The organism is Pseudomonas sp. ENNP23 (assembly GCF_001728945.1).
Taxonomy (GTDB): Bacteria; Pseudomonadota; Gammaproteobacteria; order Pseudomonadales; family Pseudomonadaceae; genus Metapseudomonas; species Metapseudomonas otitidis.
In genome coordinates this window covers 38,762-57,001 of sequence record NZ_LYSP01000043.1, presented here as the reverse complement: position 1 = coordinate 57,001, position 18,240 = coordinate 38,762, and the positions used below count along the sequence as shown (strand labels likewise).

Sequence of the window (18,240 nt, the reverse complement as noted above, 5' to 3'; positions counted from 1 at the left end):
ATAAAAAAGCCCCCGCCATGGGGCGGGGGCATCGCGTAGCAAGGGTGGCCGCTTCCATGGGCCGTTACACGCGAATCAGGATTTCGGTGCTGCCGGGGTGGCACTGGTGGTGCGCTCGTTCCAGCCGCCGCCGAGGGCCTTGTACAGGTTGACCTCGCTGGTGAGCTGGTTGAGGCGGGCGCTGATCAGCTGCTGGCGCGCGCTGAACAGTTGGCGCTGGGCGTCGAGCAGGGTCAGGTAGCTGTCCACGCCGGTGCGGTAGCGGCGTTCGGCCAGGCCATAGTACGCCTCGGAGGTGCGCACCAGGTTGCGTTGGGCGTCCAGTTCCTGCGCGTAGGTGGTGCGGGCGGCGAGGCCGTCGGCGACTTCCTGGAACGCGGTCTGGACGGCCTTCTCGTACTGCGCCACCTGGATGTTCTTCTGCACCTCGGCGTAGTCGAGGCTGGCCTTCAGCCGACCGGCGTTGAAGATCGGCAGGCTGATCTGCGGCTGGAACAGCCAACTGCCGGAGCCGGCGTCGAACAGCCCGGACAGCTCGGCGCTGCGGCTGCCGGCGTTGGCGGTGAGGGTGATGCGCGGGAAGAACGCCGCCCGTGCTGCGCCGATGCTGGCGTTGGCGGCTTTCAACTGGTGCTCGGCCTGGAGCAGGTCGGGGCGGCGCTGGAGAATCTCCGAGGGCAGGCCGGCGGGCACTTCGGCCAACTGGTCATCACTCAGCACTTCGCCCTGGGGCAGGTCGTTGGGCAGCGGGCCGCCCACCAGCAGGGTGAGGGCGTTGCGGTCCTGGGCGACCTGGCGGGTGTACTGCGCCAGGGTCACCTGGGCGCTTTCCACGGCGGTGCGGGCCTGGCTGAGGGACAGCGCGTCGGCCACGCCGACGTCGAAGCTGCGCTGGGTGAGGGTGTAGCTTTCCTGGTAGGTCTTCAGGGTGTCGCGGGTGAGCCGCAACTGGGCCTGGTCGGCCTGCAGGGTGAGGTAGGCGTTGGCGACGCTGGCCAGCAGGCTGATCTGCGCGCTGCGCTGGGCTTCCTCGGTGGCCATGTACTGTTCGAGGGTCTGCTCGGTCAGGCTGCGCACGCGGCCGAAGAAGTCCAGTTCCCAGGCGCTGACGCCCAGGGTGGCGGCGTAGGAGCCACTGGTGGTGGCGTGGCCGCCGCCGGAGAGGTCCGCCGGCATGCGCTGGCGGGTGCCGCTGCCATCGGCGCTGACGCTGGGGAACAGGTCGGCGCGCTGGATGCGGTACTGGGCGCGGTAGGCCTCGACGTTGAGGGCCGCCACGCGCAGGTCGCGGTTGTTGGTCAGGGCGCTTTCCAGCAGGCGTTGCAGGGCCGGGTCCTGGAAGAACTCGCGCCAGCCGAGATCGGCGGCGGCGACCCGCGCCTGGGCGCCGCTGTCGCTGGCGGTGTACGCCTCGCCCTGGGGCCAGGCGGCTTCCACCGGGGCTTCGGGGCGCTGGTAGTCGGGGATCAGGGAGCAGCCGCCGAGCAGGACGCCGGCGACCGCGAGGGACAACAGGGACGGCCTCATTCGGCGGCCTCCTTGGTCAGTTCGTCTTTGCTGCGCTTGTCCTTGAACAGCGAGCAGACCAGTACGTAGAAGAGCGGTACCCAGAAGATCGCCAGGACGGTCGCGGTGAGCATGCCGCCGATCACGCCGGTGCCGATGGCGTGCTGACTGCCCGAGCCGGCACCGCTGGAGATGGCCATGGGTACCACACCGAGGATGAACGCCAGCGAGGTCATGATGATCGGGCGCAGGCGCATGCGGCAGGCTTCCACGGCGGCGTCGAACAGGCTCTTGCCCTGTTCGTGCAGCTCCTTGGCGAACTCCACGATGAGGATGGCGTTCTTCGCCGAGAGGCCGATGGTGGTGAGCAGGCCGACCTGGAAGAACACGTCGTTGGACAGGCCGCGCAGGCTGGTGAACAGCAGCGCACCGATCACCCCGAGCGGAACCACCAGCATCACCGAGAACGGGATCGACCAGCTCTCGTAGAGCGCCGCCAGGCAGAGGAACACCACCAGCAGCGAGAGGGCGTACAGCGCCGGGGCCTGGGAGCCGGACAGGCGCTCCTCGTAGGAGAGGCCGGTCCAGGAGTAGCCGACGCCGGCCGGCAGTTGCTTGGCGATGCGCTCGACTGCGGCCATGGCCTCACCGGAACTGTGGCCCGGGGCCGCCTCGCCGAGGATCTCCACCGCCGACACGCCGTTGTAGCGGGCCAGCTTGGGCGCGCCGTAGGTCCACTCGCCGCTGGCGAAGGCGCTGAACGGCACCATCTGGCCCTGGTCGTTGCGCACGTACCACTTGTTCAGGTCCTCGGGGTTCATCCGCGCGTTGGCTTCGCCTTGCAGGTAGACCTTCTTCACCCGGCCACGGTCGATGAAGTCGTTGACGTAGCTGGCACCCCAGGCGATGGACACGGTGTTGTTGATGTCAGAGAGGGAGACGCCGTGGGCACGGGCCTTCTCGTCGTCGATCAGCAACTGGTACTGCGGCTCGTCGCGCAGGCCGTTGGCGCGCACGCGGGTCAGCACCGGGTCCTTCGCGGCGAGGGCGAGGAACTGGTCGCGGGCGGCGTTGAGGGTTTCATGGCCGACGCCGGCGCGGTCCTGGAGGAAGAAGTTGAAGCCGGTGGCGTTGCCCAGCTCCATCACCGCCGGCGGTGCGAAGGCGAACACCATGGCGTCGCGGAAGCTGAAGAAGTGCATCTGTGCGCGGTTGGCCAGGGCGAACACGCTGTGCTCGGCGCCGGGGCGCTCGTTCCACGGCTTGAGCATGATGAAGGCCATGCCCGAGCTCTGGCCGCGACCGGCGAAGTTGAAGCCGGTGACGGTGAACACCGACTTGACCGTGTCCTTCTCCTGGGTCAGCAGGTACTCGCGCATCTGGTCGACCACCACCTGGGTGCGTTCGGCGCTGGCGCCGGACGGGGTCTGCACCTGGGCGAAGAGCACGCCCTGGTCTTCCTCGGGGAGGAAGGCGGTGGGGATGCGGGTGAACAGCCAGGCCATGACGCCGAGGATCACCACGTACATCAGCAGGTACGGCAGCTTGCGGGTGAGGATGCTGCGCACGCCGCGCTCGTAGCCGCGCACGCTGCGGTCGAAGGTGCGATTGAACCAGCCGAAGAAGCCGCGCTTCTCGTGGTGGCCGCCGTGCACCGGCTTGAGCAGGGTGGCGCACAGCGCCGGGGTGAACACCAGGGCCACCAGCACCGACAGGGCCATGGCCGAGACGATGGTGATGGAGAACTGCCGGTAGATCACGCCGGTGGAGCCGCCGAAGAAGGCCATCGGCAGGAACACCGCCGAGAGCACCAGGGCGATGCCCACCAGGGCGCCCTGGATCTGGCCCATGGACTTGCGGGTGGCTTCCAGTGGTGAGAGGCCTTCCTCGGCCATGACCCGCTCGACGTTCTCCACCACGACGATGGCGTCGTCCACCAGCAGGCCGATGGCCAGGACCATGGCGAACATGGTCAGGGTGTTGATGGTGAAGCCGAACGCGGCGAGCACGCCGAAGGTGCCCAGCAGCACCACCGGCACCGCGAGGGTGGGGATGATGGTGGCGCGGAAGTTCTGCAGGAACAGGAACATCACCAGGAACACCAGGACGATGGCTTCGCCCAGGGTGTGGATCACGCCTTCGATGGAGGCGCTGACCACCGGGGTGGTGTCGTAGGGGAACACCACCTTCATGCCCGGCGGGAAGAACGGCTCCAGCTCGGCGATGGTCTGGCGGATGGCCTTGGCGGTGTCCAGCGCGTTGGCGCCGGTGGCCAGCTTGATGGCCAGGCCGGAAGCGGCGTTGCCGTTGTACTGGGCGCTGATGCTGTAGTTCTCGCCGCCCAGTTCCACGGTGGCGACGTCACGCAGGCGCACCTGGGAGCCGTCACGGTTGACCTTGAGGAGGATCTCGCGGAACTGCTCGGGGGTCTGCAGGCGGGTCTTGCCGATGATGGTGGCGTTGAGCTGCTGGCCGGGAGACGCGGGCAGGCCGCCGAGCTGGCCGGAGGAGATCTGCACGTTCTGCGCCTGGATGGCGGTCTTCACGTCCACCGGGGTCAGTTGGTAATTGTTCAGCTTGGCCGGGTCGAGCCAGATGCGCATGGCGTACTGGGCGCCGAACACCTGGAAGTCGCCCACGCCCTTGGTCCGCGAGATCGGGTCCTGGATGTTGGAGACGATGTAGTTGGCCAGGTCGTTCTTGTCCATGGAGCCGTCTTCGGAGACGACGCCGATCACCAGCAGGAAGTTCTTCACCGCCTTGGTGACGCGGATGCCCTGTTGCTGGACCTCCTGGGGCAGCAGCGGGGTGGCCAGTTGCAGCTTGTTCTGCACCTGCACCTGGGCGATGTCGGGGTTGGTGCCCTGCTCGAAGGTGGCGGTGATGCTCATGCTGCCGTCGGAGTTGCTCTCCGAGGAGATGTAGCGCAGGCCGTCGATGCCGTTGAGCTGCTGCTCGATGACCTGCACCACGGTGTCCTGCACCGTCTGCGCCGAAGCGCCGGGGTAGCTGACCTGGATCGCCACGGCGGGCGCGGCGATGCTCGGGTACTGGTTGATCGGCAGCTTGAGGATGGACAGGCCGCCGGCCAGCATGATCACCAGCGCGATCACCCAGGCGAAGATCGGCCGGTCGATGAAGAATTTCGACATGGATCGGGCTCCTTATGAGCGCTTGGCCGGCTCGGCTTCGGCGGGCTTGGCCTGGGCCACGTTGGTCGCCGGGGCGGTCTTGACCTCGATACCGGGCTGGACGAACTGCAGGCCTTCGGTGATCAGGCGATCACCCGGGTTGAGGCCCTTGGTCACCAGCCAGCGGTCACCCACGGTGCGGTCGGCTTCCAGTTGGCGCATCTCCACCTTGTTCTCGGCGTTCACCACCATGGCCATGGCCTGGCCCTTGAGGTCGCGGGTCACGCCCTGCTGGGGCGCGAGGATGGCCTGCTGGTTGACGCCGGAGCTGAGCTGGGCGTGCACGAACATGCCCGGCAGCAGGGTGTGCTCGGGGTTGGGGAACATGGCGCGCAGGGTCACCGAGCCGGTGCCTTCGTCCACCGACACCTCGGAGAACTCCAGGGTGCCTTCGTGCTCGTAGGTGCTGCCGTCTTCCAGGGTCAGGCGCACCTTGGCGGCGTTGTCGCCGGCCTTCTGCAACTGGCCGCTCTCCAGGTCACGGCGCAGGCGCAGCAGTTCCTTGGTGGACTGGGTGACGTCGACGTAGATCGGGTCGAGCTGCTGGATGGTGGCCATGGCGGCGGTCTGGCCGTTGCTGACGAGGGCGCCTTCGGTCACGGCGGAACGGCCGATGCGGCCGCTGATGGGCGCCAGCACCTTGGTGTAGCGCAGGTCGATGCGGGCCTTCTCCAGCGCCGCTTCGGCGGTCAACTGGGCGGCGCGGGCCTCGTCGTAGGACTGGCGGCTGACAGCCTGGTCGCTCACCAGCGCCTTGTAGCGGTCGGCCAGGGAACGGGCGGAGGCGAGGGTCGCCTCGGCGCTCTTCAGCGACGCCTGATAGACGGCTGGGTCGATCTGATACAGCTGCTGGCCGGCCTTCACCTCGGTGCCTTCCTGGAACAGGCGCCTCTGGATGATGCCGTTCACCTGCGGTCGCACCTCGGCGATGCGGAAGGCGCTGGTGCGGCCGGGCAGTTCGGTGGTCAGTGTGTAGGGCTCGGCCTGCAAGGTGACGACCCCGACCTGGGGCGCCTGCTGAGGCGGCGGGGCCGAGGCCTCCTGGCACCCGACGAGCGTGAGCGTAGCCAGAGCGACGGCGGAAACCATGGCGGCGAAGGCTGGCTTCTTCTGCATCTGTGTAAGACCTCGTTGTGAGAATTCGCGTGCCCGAGCGGGCGAAACCCTCACGGGGAGTGAGGGTAGATTCTTTAGGCTGCTAACGAATATACTTACATGCGTGAACGTTTGTAAATGATTCTTCCTGTATCTCTGTCAGAGAATGTGTCGATAGAGATGTGGGATTTCGCCGATTCGTCCCTTTATGTGAAGCACCTGTAGGCATGGCCAGACGAACCAAGGAAGAAGCCGAGGAGACCCGCATCCAGATCCTGGATGCCGCCGAGCGCGTTTTTTATGGCAAGGGTGTCTCCCGCGCCTCGCTGGCGGAGATCGCCTCGGACGCGGGCGTGTCGCGGGGCGCCATCTATTGGCATTTCGAGAACAAGGTGGACCTGTTCCAGGCCCTCTGCGAGCGCCTGCGCAGCCCCCTGGAGGAGCTGGCCCGCGCCAGCGAGAGCGAGCGCGAGAGCGACCCGCTCGGGCGCATGCGGCAACTGCTGGTGCGCCTGCTGCTGCGCCTGGTGGATGACCCGCAAAGTCGGCGCATCAGCGAAATCCTCCAGCACAAGTGCGAATACACCGATGACCTGGGTGACCTGCGGCGCCGGATGCAGGACTTCGCCAGCGAATGTGACCAGCGCATCGCCCGCACCCTGTCCAATGCCGTCGGCAAGGGCCAGTTGCCGGCCGACCTCGACTGCCCGCGCGCCGCCGTGGCGGTGCATGCCTACATCGACGGGCTGCAGGCCAACTGGCTGCTGGTGCCGGAAGGTCTCGACCTCAAGGCCCAGGCAGAAGCCATGGTGGATGCCCTGCTGGACATGCTCCGTTTCAGCCCCGCCCTGCGCCGCTGAACCTCAGCCGGCCAGGCGCGCCTGGAGAAAGTCGAGGAAGCACTGGATGCGCAGCGCCAGTTGGGTGTTGCGGTAGTACACCGCGTGGATCGGCTGGCGATAGTCGCTCATGGCCTCGCCCAGCAGCTTCACCAGCCGGCCTTCGGCCAGGTCCCGATCGCTCATGAAGCTCGCCAGGCAGGCGATGCCCTCGCCAGCCAGGGCCAGTTGGCGCAGCGTTTCGCCGCTGGAGGCGCTGAGGTCTGGGGTGATCCGCCACTGTTCGCCCCCTGTGTGCCGCAACGGCCACAGGTTCAGGCTCTCCGGCTGGGTGAAGCCCAGCAGGCTGTGCCCGGCCAGGTCCTCCACCCGTTCCGGTCGGCCATGGCGGGCCAGGTAGTCGGGACTGGCCAGCAGGTGCAGATGGCTGGCCCCCAGCGGGCGGGCGTGGAGGCTGGAGTCCCCCAGTGGGCCGATGCGGATGGCCACGTCGGTGCGCTGCTCCAGCAGGTCGATGATCTGGTCGTTGGTGTTCAGCTCCAGTTGGATGTCCGGGTACAACGCGCGGAAGGCGCCGACGTGGGGCACCACCGCGTGCAGCATGAACGGCGAGGCGGCGTTGACCCGCAGGCGCCCGGCGGGGCGCTGGCGGCGCAGGGCCAGGCGCTCTTCGAGGCTGTCCATGCGCTGCAGGATGTCCCGCGCCTGGTCGAGGAAGAAGCGCCCCTCCTCGGTCAGTTCCATGCGTCGTGTCGTGCGGTTGAGCAGGGTGGTGGCGAGCTTGTCTTCCAGCCGCGCGAGGCTGCGGCTGATGGCCGAGGGCGTCAGGTGCAACTGTTCGGCAGCGGCACTGATGGAGCCGCAGTCGACGACTGCGACGAAGTGCAGGAGCTCATCGGAAGTGGCTTTCATGGCAGCTCATTCGTGAACGGGGCGCAAATGCCGGGCAAGCATAGCGCCCCTGTGGGCACGAATGAGCGGTCGTCAGGACGTGCGCCGGGGCAGGTGTGCCACGCACGGGTGGTGCGGTGCCGGCTCCTGCAGGCTCTCCGGCGCCAGGGCTTTCAGCGCCTGGTACTGGCTGAGGAACACCTGCCCGCCGAAGGTGCTCAGGAAGGTGCTGCGACCGAGCTGGTCCATCACCGGGCCCTTCACCTCGGACAGGTGCAGTTGCACGTCGCTGGCCCGCAGGCGTTCGACGATGGCCTCCAGAGAGTCCAGCGCGCTGGCGTCGATCAGGTTCACCCCCGAACACATCAGCACCAGGTGGCGCACCTGGGGCCGCTGGGCGATCAGCTCGACGATGCGCTCTTCCAGGTAGCGGGCATTGGGGAAGTACAGGCTCTCGTCCACCCGCAGGGACAGCACCGTCGGGCTCTCGTTGACCGCATGGCGCTCGACATTGCGGAAGTGCTCGCTGCCCGGCACCTGGCCCACCACCGCCATGTGCGGCCGGCTGGTGCGCCAGAGGAACAGCAGCAGCGACAGGCCCACGCCCAGCAGGATGCCGCTCTCCACCCCCATCAGCAGCACGCCGGCCATGGTGGCCAGTTGCGCGGCGCCGTCCTGCCAGGCGTAGCGCCAGGTGCGCAGCAGCGAGCCCAGGTCCACCAGGCTGAGCACCGCGACGATGATGGTGGCGGCCAGCACCGCCTGGGGCAGTTCGTGCAGCAGCGGCGTCAGCAGCAGGGTGCCGAGGGCGATGCCGCCGGCGGTCATCACCCCGGCCAGGGGCGTCTGCGCGCCGGCGTCATGGTTCACCACCGAGCGGGCGAAGCCGCCGGTGACCGGGAAGCCACCGCTGAAGGCCGCCGCCACGTTGGCCGCACCGAGGCCGAGCAGCTCGTTGTCCGGGCCGATGCGCTGGCGCCGGGTGGCGGCCAGGGTCTGCGCCACCGACACCGATTCGACGAAGCCCACCAGGCTGATGAGCAGGGCGGAAGGCAGCAGCTTGGCCGCCAGCGCCGGGTCCAGGCTGGGCAGGGTGAAGCCGGGCAACCCCGAGGGAATGTCCCCCACCACCTTCACCCCGTGGGCACCGAGGCCCAGCAGGCTGACGGCGAGGATCGCCACCACGATGGCCAGGGCCGGCGCCGCCCGTGCCAGGGCGCTGGCCAGGCCGGCGGGCAGGCCGAGGCGCAGCAGGGTGGCCTTGGCCCGGCTGCGCGCCCACCACAGCCACAGCAGGCTGAGCCCGCCGATCAGCAGCGTGGTGGGGTTCAGCGAGGGCAGGTGCTGCACCAGCGAGGGCAGCAGCTCCGGCAGGGTGTCGCCGCCGGCCTGTACACCGAGGAGATGCTTGAGCTGGCCGCAGGCGATCAGCAACCCTGAGGCGCTGATGAAGCCGGAGATCACCGGGTGGCTGAGGAAGTTGGCGAGAAACCCCAGGCGCAGCACCGCCATGCCCGCCAGCAGCAGGCCGCTGAGCAGCGCCAGCAGCAGGGCGGCGCTGGCGTACTCGGCACCGCCGGCGGGGAACAGCGGCTGCAGGGTGCTGGCGGTCATCAGCGACACCACCGCCACCGGCCCCACCGCCAGGGTGCGGCTGGAGCCGAACAGCGCATAGGCCAGCAACGGCAGGATGCTGGCATAGAGCCCGGCGATGGGCGGCAGCCCGGCGAGCATGGCGTAGGCCAGGCTCTGGGGCACCAGCATCAGGGTCACGATCACTGCGGCGAGGGCGTCCTGGCCGGCGGCGGCGCGGTCGTAGCCACGCAGCCAGTCGGTGCAGGGCAGCCAGTGCTTGAGGCTCACTTCTGCTCCCGTTCGAAGTTGCAGGCGGCCGGGGCCTCCACCGCCAGGGGTTCGTGGGGCAGGTGTTTGGGCTCGGCCAGCCACTCGCGGCCCCGCAGCATCATGTCGAAGTAGATGCCGGGCATGGCCCGCACCTTCAGGTCCCAGGCCAGGCGGCGCGGCACCCGCGGGTCGAGCGGGAAGGTGGGCAGCAGCTTGCCGCCATAGCCGAACTCGGCCAGCACCACCTTGCCGCGTTCCACGGTCAGCGGGCAGGCACCGTAGCCGTCGTAGAGCGCCCGTGGCCCACGGCCGGCCAGTACCGCCAGGAGATTCTCCGCCACCACCGGGGCCTGCTTGCGCACAGCGGCGGCAGTCTTGGCGTTGGGCGCGGCGCAGACGTCACCGAGGCTGAAGATGTTGCCGAAGCGAGGGTGGCGCAGGGTCTCGTGGTCGGCCTCGACCCAGCCCTCGGCGTTGGCCAGCACGCTGTCGCGGATGAAGCGCGGGGCTTTCTGCGGCGGCACCACGTGGAGCAGGTCGAAGGTCTTCTCCAGCTCATGGACCTGGCCGTCCTTGTCGGTCTGGCGGAACCAGGCGCGTCGGGCCGGGCCGTCCACCTTCACCAGTTGCGTGGTCAACTGCAGGTTCACGCCGTAGCGCTCGATGTAGCTCATCAGCGTCGGCACGAAGTCGGCCACGCCGAACAGCGCGGCACCGGCGCTGCAGAACTCGGGCTGGATGGCGCCCAGCCGGCCCTCGCGCTGCCACCAGTCGCAGGACAGATAGAGCGCCTTCTGCGGCGCGCCAGCGCACTTGATCGGCATCGGCGGCTGGGTGAACAGGGCGCGCCCTTTGCGCAGCTCCTGCACCAGACGCCAGGTGTAGGGCGCCAGCTCGAAGCGGTAGTTGGAGGTGACGCCGTTGCGGCCGAGGGTTTCCTCCAGGCCGTCGATGGCGCCCCAGTCCAGGCTCAGCCCGGGGCATACCACCAGGGCCCGGTAGGCGAGGCGGGTGCCGTCTTCCAGCACCACGCACTGCTGGTCCGGCTCGAAGGCGGCCACGGCGGCATGCACCCACTGCGCCTGGGGCGGGATGCACTGGGCCATGGGGCGCTCGGTGCGCGCGCGGTCGAACACGCCGGCGCCCACCAGGGTCCAGCCGGGCTGGTAGTGGTGCTGGTCACGCGGCTCCACCACGGCGATGTGCAGGCCGGGCTCACGCTTGAGCAGGCTGGCGGTCACGGCGCAGCCGGCGGCACCGCCGCCCACCACCACCACGTCGTAGCGCTGGCCGGGGCTGGCGTGGCTGGGCTCGGCGCGCGGTGCGTCCTGCCAGCGCTGTTCCAGTCGCGGGGCCAGGCCGCTGAGGTCGTAGCCGGCCTCGCGGGCGGTGGCCAGCAGGGCCTGTGGGTCGAGGTGATGCGCCTCGCTGAGGGCCCACAGGCTGCAGGAGCGGGTGCCGGTCCGGCAGTAGGCCAGAACCGGGCCACGCACCTGGGCGAGCAGGGCGTTGAAGGCTTCGACGTCGGCCTCGCGGATCTGCCCGGACACCACCGGCAGGTGATGGTAGTCCAGGCCGTTGGCCAGGGCGGCGGCCTGCATTTCGGCGGAGCTGGGCTGCTGCTCGCCCTCGTTGTCCGGCCGGTTGTTGATCACGCAGCGGTAGCCCGCGGCGGCCAGGGTGCCCATGTCCGTCGGCTGCAGTTGGGTGGAGACGGCGATGAAGGGGGTGAGGCGCTTGATGCTGTCCATGGTCGGTCCCTCAGAGTGCGTTCAAGGGAATCTTCAGGTAGCGGGTGCCGTTGTCCTCGGCCGGCGGCAACTGCCCGGCGCGCATGTTGACCTGCACCGAGGGCAGGATCAGGGCAGGCATGCCGAGGGTGGCGTCGCGGGCCTGGCGCATGGCGACGAAGTCGTCTTCGCTGATGCCTTCGTGTACGTGCACGTTGTGGGCACGTTCCTCGCCTACGCTGGTCTGGTAGAGGAAGTGCTCGCGCCCCGGCGCCTTGTAGTCGTGGCACATGAACAGGCGGGTGGCGTCCGGCAGGGTGAACAGCCGGCGGATGGAGCGGTACAGGGTACGGGCGTTGCCACCGGGGAAGTCGCAGCGGGCGGTGCCGTAGTCGGGCATGAACAGGGTGTCGCCGACGAATGCGGCATCGCCGATCAGGTAGGTCATGCAGGCCGGGGTGTGGCCGGGGGTGTGCAGTGCCTGGGCCTCGATGCCGCCAACGCTGAAACGGTCGCCGTCCTTGAGCAGGTGGTCGAACTGGCTGCCGTCGGTGGCGAAACCGCTCTCGGCGTTGAACAGCGTGCCGAAGGTCCGCTGCACCACGGTGATGTGCTCACCGATGGCCAGCCTGCCGCCCAGTTGGCGCTGGATGTAGGGCGCGGCGGACAGGTGGTCGGCATGGACGTGGGTCTCCAGGATCCACTCCAGGGTCAGCCCCTGCTCGCGCACGTAGGCGATCAGGCGGTCGGCGCTGGCGGTGGAGGTGCGACCGGCGGCGGGGTCGTAGTCGAGCACCGAGTCGACCACGGCGCAGCGCCGGGACGTTGGGTCGCTCACCACGTAGCTGTAGGTGAAGGTGGCGGGATCGAAGAAGGGTTCAACGTGGGCATTCATGGTTCAGCTCTCCTTAAATACCCCTTGGGGTATTTTTATGACGCTGAGCATAGCTGCCATCCGGTTATATATTTATATTTTTTTGATATATGCGGCGGCGCGCTGAAACCTTCGGGTATTCAGCCGAGGTCGGCGCGATAGCGGTTGGGTGACATGCCGAACCAGCGCAGGCAGGCCTTGTGGAAGCTGCTCGGGTCGTTGAAGCCGAGGGTGGTGGCGATGTACTTGATGCTCCGCGTGGAGCGCCGCAGGTAATCGTGGGCCAGGCGCAGGCGGCAATCGTCGGCGATCACCTTGAAGTGGGTGCCTTCGCGGTCCAGCGCGTTCTGCAGGCTGCGCGGGCTGATGCCCAGGCGCTCGGCGATGTCCGGCAGGGTAGGGCGCGCCTGGGCGGCCATCAGCTCCATCAGCAGGCGACGAACCCGGGCCGCCACCGAACCCTTGAGGATCTCGTGGGCCATGTGCTGGGCGCGCTCGGCGTGCAGCGCGTCCAGCGCCTCGTCGGCGGTGGGCAACGGCAGCTCGGCGATGGACGGGCAGAACACCAGGGCGTTGGTGCGCGCAGAGAACACCAGGTCCGGGCCGAACAGGCGTGCCAGGCGGGCGGTGTTCTCCGGCTCGGGGTAGGCGAACTCCACGCGGAGCGGCATCGGCCGGTGATAGGGCTCCAGCCAGTGGATCAAGGCCAGGACCAGCGCTGCGCCGGCGTCGAGGAAGGCTCTGGGGGCGCCCTGCTGGCCCAGCTCGCGCCCCTGCAACACCAGGTTGCCGGCGCTGTCCCGATCGAGGAACAGTTGCGAGCCGCTGCTGATCAGCGGGTGGTACTCCACCATCCGTTCCAGTGCGTCGCCCAGGGTCGGGGCGGACATGATGCTGTAGGTGAACGGGCTCCACACCGAGGGGTGAGCGTAGTGGTAGGCCAGCAGGCCCAGGTCGGGGTTGCCGGTCTGCCGCAACGCCTCGTCGAACAGGCCGTAGATCACTGCCGTCCGGATCGGCGCGCCGCTGGCCAGCGCGGCCTCGATCTCCTGCGCGGGGATCGCCAGGCTGTCCGGGTCGACTCCTGACTTGACCAGGGCCTTCCACAGGACCTTCGAACAGGCGGCGGTAATCGCGTACATGAATCTATCCAGGACGGGTCATCAAGTTCTTGGAAGTGGGGTCGCCCTGTACTTCAGGACAAGGAAAAGGTGTCCCCGGACACTTACCGCGCATTTCTTCGCAATAGGATAATTTCCGTGAAAAACTTCACAAAGTCCTATATGCGTGCAGGCACTCGCACGTGCCGGTTCTTTGTGGATTTAAAACATTCATCGAGGTCGTCCTTGTGTGCGTGCATGTCCCAATCCAGTGATCTTGCCTGCGAGTTCTACGATGCATTGAACGATGGGAAGTTGGGCCTGGCCTTTCAACCTGTGGTTCATTCCCGGAACCCCCATCGTGTTCTCTATTACGAGGGCCTGTTGCGCAGCCTGGCCGAGCCGTTTCCCTGCAACCCCATCGCCTTGCTGGAGCGCCTGGGGCGCATCCGCCTGCTGGACGCTTCGGTGGTGTCCAACGTCGTGCGCCTGCTGGATCGCAGCCCGGCGCTGACCCTCGGCTGCAACATCTCGGCCCTGAGCGCGGCCCTCGACCCCGGCTGGGAGGCGCTGACCAGCCTGTTCCAGGACCGTCCGGAACTCGCCGGGCGGCTGGTCATCGAGATCACCGAGAGCGCCCGTTTCGGCAGCCACGCCGATGCTCTGGCGTTCTTCCGTCACTTCACCCACCTGGGCTGCAAGGTGGCGGTGGACGACCTCGGTGCCGGCTGCTTCACCCTGGATTTCGTTGCCGAAGCGCGCCCCGGCATCATCAAGATCGACCGCAGCTACCTGGTGGAAGCGCGGGAGGGCGGTGCGGCACTCAGGCGTCTGGAACAGGTCGTCGAAACCTGCCGGGACATATCCCCGGTGGTGGTTCTCGAAGGCATCGAAACCCTGGCCGACCATCAACTTGCCTGCGCGGTAAATGCCGAGTGGCTGCAAGGCTTCTTGTTCGGAATGCCGCGTGTCGATCACCCGGATATACCAGGCAACGGTTCGTTGAAGTTCTGATGGGCATGCACGGGAGTTGTGCAGCTTAACCGTCTGATGAATGCACTGGCGTGGCGGTGATAACACTTTCGAACAGGGACGAAGTGCAATTGGAAGTTGACCAGTTCGACAACTTCACAACTGCAGATACCCCCCCGCCTTGCGCGGGAGCGTTCAGAAACCCTGCGCCCGGGCCAGTAGCGCATAGCCCAGCAGCAGCAACGGCCAGGCGCACCAGGGGCTGAACAGCAGACGCCAGGGCAGGGCACGCGGAACGAAGCCCACGCCGTGGACGAAGCCGCCGCTGATGCCGAGCATGGTCAGCATCAGCAGCCCGTGGGAGTAAGTGCCTGCGTCATCGACGAAGGCGCCGGGGTGGATCAGCAACAGCAGCGCCAGCGGCGTCGCCAGCAGCAGCGAGAGCGCACGCCCCAGCGGGGCGGCGCTCAGGGCGCGGGGCTCAGTCACTGGCGTCCTCATCCAGGTTCTGCGTGGTTTCCAGCCACAGCGCATTGATGATCCCGAAGCTGCAGGCCAGCAGCACACCGAGTATCCAGGCGAAGTACCACATGGTCGGGCTCCTTCAATAGAGGCGATGGGTGTTTTCGTCGATGTGCGCGGTGGTCACCCGGCCCCACATCTTCGCGTAGCTCCAGAGGGTGTAGATCAGGATCAGCGGCACGAAGAGGCAGGCCACCACGAACATGATCCCCAGGGTCTTGTGGCTGGACACCGCGTCCCACACCGTCAGGCTCGACATCGGGTCCAGCGAGGACGGCATGACGAAGGGGAACAGCGCGAAGCCGGCGGTGCACAGGGTGCCGACGATGGCCAGGCTCGACCCGAGGAAGGCCAGGCCGCCGCGCCGGGTCGAGGCACCGGCCAGGGCCAGCAGCGCGCCGAGCACGCCGAGCACCGGCGCCAGGAGGGTCCACGGGTAGGTCGCATAGTTGCCCAGCCAGCCGGGGTTGCCGGCGGCCACCTGTTTGGCCAGCGGGCTCAGCGCCTTGCCGGTCTCCAGCGGCGCGACGATCACCTGCCCGCCGATGCCGCCCAGCCACAGCCAGGCCCCCGCAGCGAGGAAGGCCGCCAGGTACACCAGCGCCGCCACCTGCGCCGCGCGCCGGCTGCGGACCGCGACATCGCCCTCGGTGCGCATCATCAGCCAGGTGGCCCCGTGCAGCATCAGCATCGACAGGCTGGTCACCCCGGCCACCAGGCCGAAGGGGTTGAGCAGTTGCCAGAAGCTGCCGTGGTAGCTCACCCGCAGGTCCGCGTCGAACTGGAAGGGCACGCCCAGCAGCAGGTTGCCGAAGGCCACCCCGAACACCAGCGAAGGCACCAGCGCCCCGGCGAACAGCCCCCAGTCCCAGGTCTGCCGCCAGCGGGTGTTGGCCAGCTTGCTGCGGTAGTCGAAGCCCACCGGGCGCACGAACAGGGCGAACAGCACCAGCAGCATCGCCCAGTAGAAACCCGAGAAGGCGGCGGCGTAGACCAGCGGCCAGGCGGCGAACAGCGCACCGCCGGCGGTGATCAGCCAGACCTGGTTGCCGTCCCAGTGCGGCGCGATGGTGTTGATCACCACCCGGCGCTCAGTGTCGGTGCGGCCGACGATCGGCAGCAGCGCCGCCGCCCCCAGGTCGAAGCCATCCGTCAGGGCGAAGCCGATCAGCAGCACGCCCACCAGGACCCACCAGATCAGCTTGAGGCTTTCGTAATCCAGCATGACGGTCTCCTCAGGCAGCGGCCGGTTGTTGCTCGAAGTGGTAGCGCCCGGTGTGCAGGCTGGAGGGCCCGAGCCGCGCGAAGCGGATCATCAGGTACATCTCCACCACCAGCAGCAGGCTGTAGAAGGCGATCAGCGCGGTCAGCGAGCCCCACACATCGCCGGCACTCAGGCTCGACGCCGACAGGTGCGTCGGCAGCACCTCGCCGATGGACCACGGCTGGCGGCCGTGCTCGGCCACGTACCAGCCGGTCTGCGCGGCGATCCATGGCAGCGGCAGGCTCCACAGCGCCCACTTCAGCAGCCAGGGTTTGCGCTCCTCGTTCTTGCGCGCCGAGGCCCAGAAGGCACAGGCGAACAGCGCCAGCATGAGGAAGCCGGCAGCCACCATGATGCGGAAGCTGAAGAACAGCGAAAGCACATCGGGGATGGTGTCCAGGCTGGCCTGGCGCACCTGCTCGTCGGTCGCGTCCACCACCTTGTCGGTGTACTTCTTCAGCAGCAGGCCGTAGCCCAGGTCCAGCTTCACCGCGTTGAAGGCCGCCAGGGTGGCCTCGCTGCGGTCACCGCCGCGCAGTTGCTCCAGCAGCGCGTAAGCCTTCATGCCATTGCGGATGCGTGCCTCGTGCTGCACCAGCAGGTCCTTGATGCCGGTGACCTCCTTGTCCAGCGAACGGGTGGCGATCAGCCCCAGCGCATAGGGAATCCGGATGGCGTAGTCGGTGCGCATGGCCTCCTGGTCGGGAATGCCGAACAGGGTGAAGCCTGCCGGTGCCGGGTGGGTATCCCACTCGGCCTCGATGGCCGCCAGCTTGGTCTTCTGCACGTCGCCGATCTCGTAGCCGGACTCGTCGCCCAGCACGATCACCGAGAGGATCGACGCCAGGCCGAAGGCCGAGGCGATGGCGAAGGAGCGGCGGGCGAAGCCCAGGTCGCGCTTCTTCAGCAGGTACCAGCTGGAGATCGCCAGCACGAAGATCGCACCGGTCACGTAGCCGGCCGCCACGGTGTGGACGAACTTGACCTGGGCCACCGGGTTGAACAGCAGGGCGCCGAAGTCGGTCAGCTCCATGCGCATGGTCTCGAAGTTGAACTCCGCGCCCACCGGGTTCTGCATCCAGCCGTTGGCGATCAGGATCCACAGCGCCGAAAGGTTCGAGCCCAGCGCCACCAGCCAGGTCACAGTCAGGTGCTGCACGCGGGTGAGGCGGTCCCAGCCGAAGAAGAACAGGCCGATGAAGGTGGATTCGAGGAAGAACGCCATCAGGCCCTCGATGGCCAGCGGCGCCCCGAAGATGTCCCCCACATAGTGGCTGTAGTAGGCCCAGTTGGTGCCGAACTGGAACTCCATGGTCAGCCCGGTGGTGACGCCGAGGGCGAAGTTGATGCCGAACAGCTTGCCCCAGAACTGCGTCATGTCCTTGTACACCTGCTTGCCGGTCATCACGTACACCGACTCCATGATCGCCAGCAGGAACGACAGGCCGAGCGTCAGGGGCACGAACAGGAAGTGGTACATCGCAGTCAGAGCGAACTGCAGGCGCGATAGATCGACGACTGCTTCCGTGATCATCTCGGGCTCTCCTCAGTGGATGGGTGGGGGGATGCGGAAGGGGGCGTGGGCGCGTCGAGCAGGCGGGCGGCCGTGCGTGATGCGCCGTCACGGGGGACCGTGGGGGCGTCGAACCAGAGCGTCTTGATGCCCCAGAGCAGCAGGAGCTTGATCAGCAGGATGCAGGTGATTTCCCTGACCAGGGTGCGCGAGGACATGAGCGTACGACGTGTGTACATGCCGGATACCCCTTGGGGTATGAATGCGCCCTATTCTTGACCCCGAACATCTCCCTGCACAAGGTGTGGGTAATGCGGCTGGATGTCGCAGTGCCGGCATGGCCAGTCGTGGCGAGTGTCAAGCGCGGTGCGGCCTGTAGACGGTGTCAGGACGAACGCCGGTCGCCTCGACGTGTCGAGATGTCGCAGCCGTTCACGGACCGAAGCAGCGCCGATGGGGTAGGCTGCGCCCCCATCCACTCCTGACGTGACGGACCATGCGAACCCTCATCACCCTACTCACCTGCCTGGTGCTGAGCGGCTGCGGTACCTTGCTCGGCCGCGCCGACAGGCACACCCCGAGCGGGCTGATCGGCCACGACTACTACAAGGGTGTGAAGGCCGACGTCATGCTGCTCAGCTTCGACCTGTACCCCGGCTACGGTGGCTATGTCTCGCTGGCCTGCTGGCTCAGCGTGATCTGCCCGGTGGCCACCGTCGTCTCCATTCCGGTGGACGCCGCCGTGGATACCGTACTGCTGCCCTGGGACGCCTACTCGGCCTCGCACTTATAGCCTTACAGCGCGCACGTCATCGACTGCAGCTTAATCCGACAGTACCCGCCGTCGCCGGTATATGGACGGAGGCGCCCCCGAGGCGCAGCATCGACAGCCTTCACG

General features: G+C 67.6%; 16 protein-coding genes. 3 read left to right on the top strand and 13 right to left on the bottom strand.

Annotated elements, in window-relative coordinates:
- Positions 1–75: 75 nt before the first annotated feature.
- The 3 genes from A9G05_RS21460 to A9G05_RS21450 are packed head-to-tail and all read right to left on the bottom strand — an operon-like array spanning position 76 to position 5,813.
- Positions 76–1,527, bottom strand: coding sequence for an AdeC/AdeK/OprM family multidrug efflux complex outer membrane factor (locus A9G05_RS21460; RefSeq protein ID WP_069562879.1), 1,452 nt, complete (start codon positions 1,525–1,527; stop codon positions 76–78).
- Positions 1,524–4,658: an efflux RND transporter permease subunit gene (locus tag A9G05_RS21455; protein WP_069562878.1), complete on the bottom strand. Its 3,135-nt coding sequence runs from the start codon at positions 4,656–4,658 to the stop codon at positions 1,524–1,526. The genes A9G05_RS21460 and A9G05_RS21455 overlap by 4 nt, the downstream gene beginning before the upstream one ends.
- A 12-nt stretch (positions 4,659–4,670) precedes the next feature.
- A complete protein-coding gene (locus tag A9G05_RS21450; protein WP_069562877.1) occupies positions 4,671–5,813 on the bottom strand; it encodes an efflux RND transporter periplasmic adaptor subunit in 1,143 nt (380 codons plus the stop codon).
- A gap of 206 nt (positions 5,814–6,019) precedes the next feature.
- On the opposite strand from A9G05_RS21450, the gene A9G05_RS21445 reads away from it, so the two are divergent.
- Positions 6,020–6,652, top strand: coding sequence for a TetR family transcriptional regulator (locus tag A9G05_RS21445; RefSeq protein WP_069562876.1), 633 nt, complete (start codon positions 6,020–6,022; stop codon positions 6,650–6,652).
- A gap of 3 nt (positions 6,653–6,655) precedes the next feature.
- Here the strand turns inward: A9G05_RS21445 and A9G05_RS21440 are convergent, their stop codons facing one another.
- From A9G05_RS21440 to A9G05_RS21420, 5 genes are all read right to left on the bottom strand, one after another.
- Positions 6,656–7,543 carry a LysR family transcriptional regulator gene (locus tag A9G05_RS21440; RefSeq protein WP_069562875.1) on the bottom strand — a complete coding sequence of 296 codons (888 nt, stop codon included), beginning with the start codon at positions 7,541–7,543 and terminating at the stop codon, positions 6,656–6,658.
- A gap of 72 nt (positions 7,544–7,615) precedes the next feature.
- Entirely contained in the window at positions 7,616–9,385 is a 1,770-nt protein-coding gene (locus A9G05_RS21435; RefSeq protein ID WP_069562874.1) for a SulP family inorganic anion transporter, read from the bottom strand.
- Entirely contained in the window at positions 9,382–11,118 is a 1,737-nt protein-coding gene (locus A9G05_RS21430; protein ID WP_069562873.1) for a bifunctional protein tyrosine phosphatase family protein/NAD(P)/FAD-dependent oxidoreductase, read from the bottom strand. Before A9G05_RS21430 ends, A9G05_RS21435 begins: the two co-directional genes overlap by 4 nt.
- A gap of 10 nt (positions 11,119–11,128) precedes the next feature.
- Complete coding sequence (locus tag A9G05_RS21425; protein WP_069562872.1) at positions 11,129–11,992, bottom strand: MBL fold metallo-hydrolase; 864 nt, start codon at positions 11,990–11,992, stop codon at positions 11,129–11,131.
- Between the two features lie 119 nt (positions 11,993–12,111).
- Positions 12,112–13,113: an AraC family transcriptional regulator gene (locus tag A9G05_RS21420; RefSeq protein ID WP_069562871.1), complete on the bottom strand. Its 1,002-nt coding sequence runs from the start codon at positions 13,111–13,113 to the stop codon at positions 12,112–12,114.
- Positions 13,114–13,254: 141 nt separating this feature from the next.
- Here A9G05_RS21420 and A9G05_RS21415 point away from each other — a divergent pair, with 141 nt between their 5' ends.
- The gene (locus tag A9G05_RS21415; protein ID WP_083265784.1) at positions 13,255–14,085 is read left to right on the top strand and encodes an EAL domain-containing protein; all 831 of its coding nucleotides are present in this window, start codon (positions 13,255–13,257) and stop codon (positions 14,083–14,085) included.
- A gap of 153 nt (positions 14,086–14,238) precedes the next feature.
- On the opposite strand, the gene A9G05_RS21410 is transcribed toward A9G05_RS21415, so the two are convergent.
- The 5 genes from A9G05_RS21410 to cydP are packed head-to-tail and all read right to left on the bottom strand — an operon-like array spanning position 14,239 to position 17,581.
- Complete coding sequence (locus A9G05_RS21410; RefSeq protein WP_069562869.1) at positions 14,239–14,544, bottom strand: cyd operon YbgE family protein; 306 nt, start codon at positions 14,542–14,544, stop codon at positions 14,239–14,241.
- Positions 14,525–14,635: a cytochrome bd-I oxidase subunit CydX gene (gene cydX / locus A9G05_RS21405; protein ID WP_044412898.1), complete on the bottom strand. Its 111-nt coding sequence runs from the start codon at positions 14,633–14,635 to the stop codon at positions 14,525–14,527. Before cydX ends, A9G05_RS21410 begins: the two co-directional genes overlap by 20 nt.
- 12 nt (positions 14,636–14,647) lie before the next feature.
- Positions 14,648–15,790, bottom strand: coding sequence for a cytochrome d ubiquinol oxidase subunit II (gene cydB / locus A9G05_RS21400; protein ID WP_069562868.1), 1,143 nt, complete (start codon positions 15,788–15,790; stop codon positions 14,648–14,650).
- A gap of 10 nt (positions 15,791–15,800) precedes the next feature.
- Positions 15,801–17,363, bottom strand: coding sequence for a cytochrome ubiquinol oxidase subunit I (locus A9G05_RS21395; protein ID WP_069562867.1), 1,563 nt, complete (start codon positions 17,361–17,363; stop codon positions 15,801–15,803).
- Entirely contained in the window at positions 17,360–17,581 is a 222-nt protein-coding gene (gene cydP, locus A9G05_RS21390) for a cytochrome oxidase putative small subunit CydP (protein WP_139131215.1), read from the bottom strand. Before cydP ends, A9G05_RS21395 begins: the two co-directional genes overlap by 4 nt.
- A gap of 257 nt (positions 17,582–17,838) precedes the next feature.
- Here cydP and A9G05_RS21385 point away from each other — a divergent pair, with 257 nt between their 5' ends.
- Positions 17,839–18,135 carry a YceK/YidQ family lipoprotein gene (locus A9G05_RS21385; protein ID WP_069562866.1) on the top strand — a complete coding sequence of 99 codons (297 nt, stop codon included), beginning with the start codon at positions 17,839–17,841 and terminating at the stop codon, positions 18,133–18,135.
- Positions 18,136–18,240: the final 105 nt, after the last annotated feature.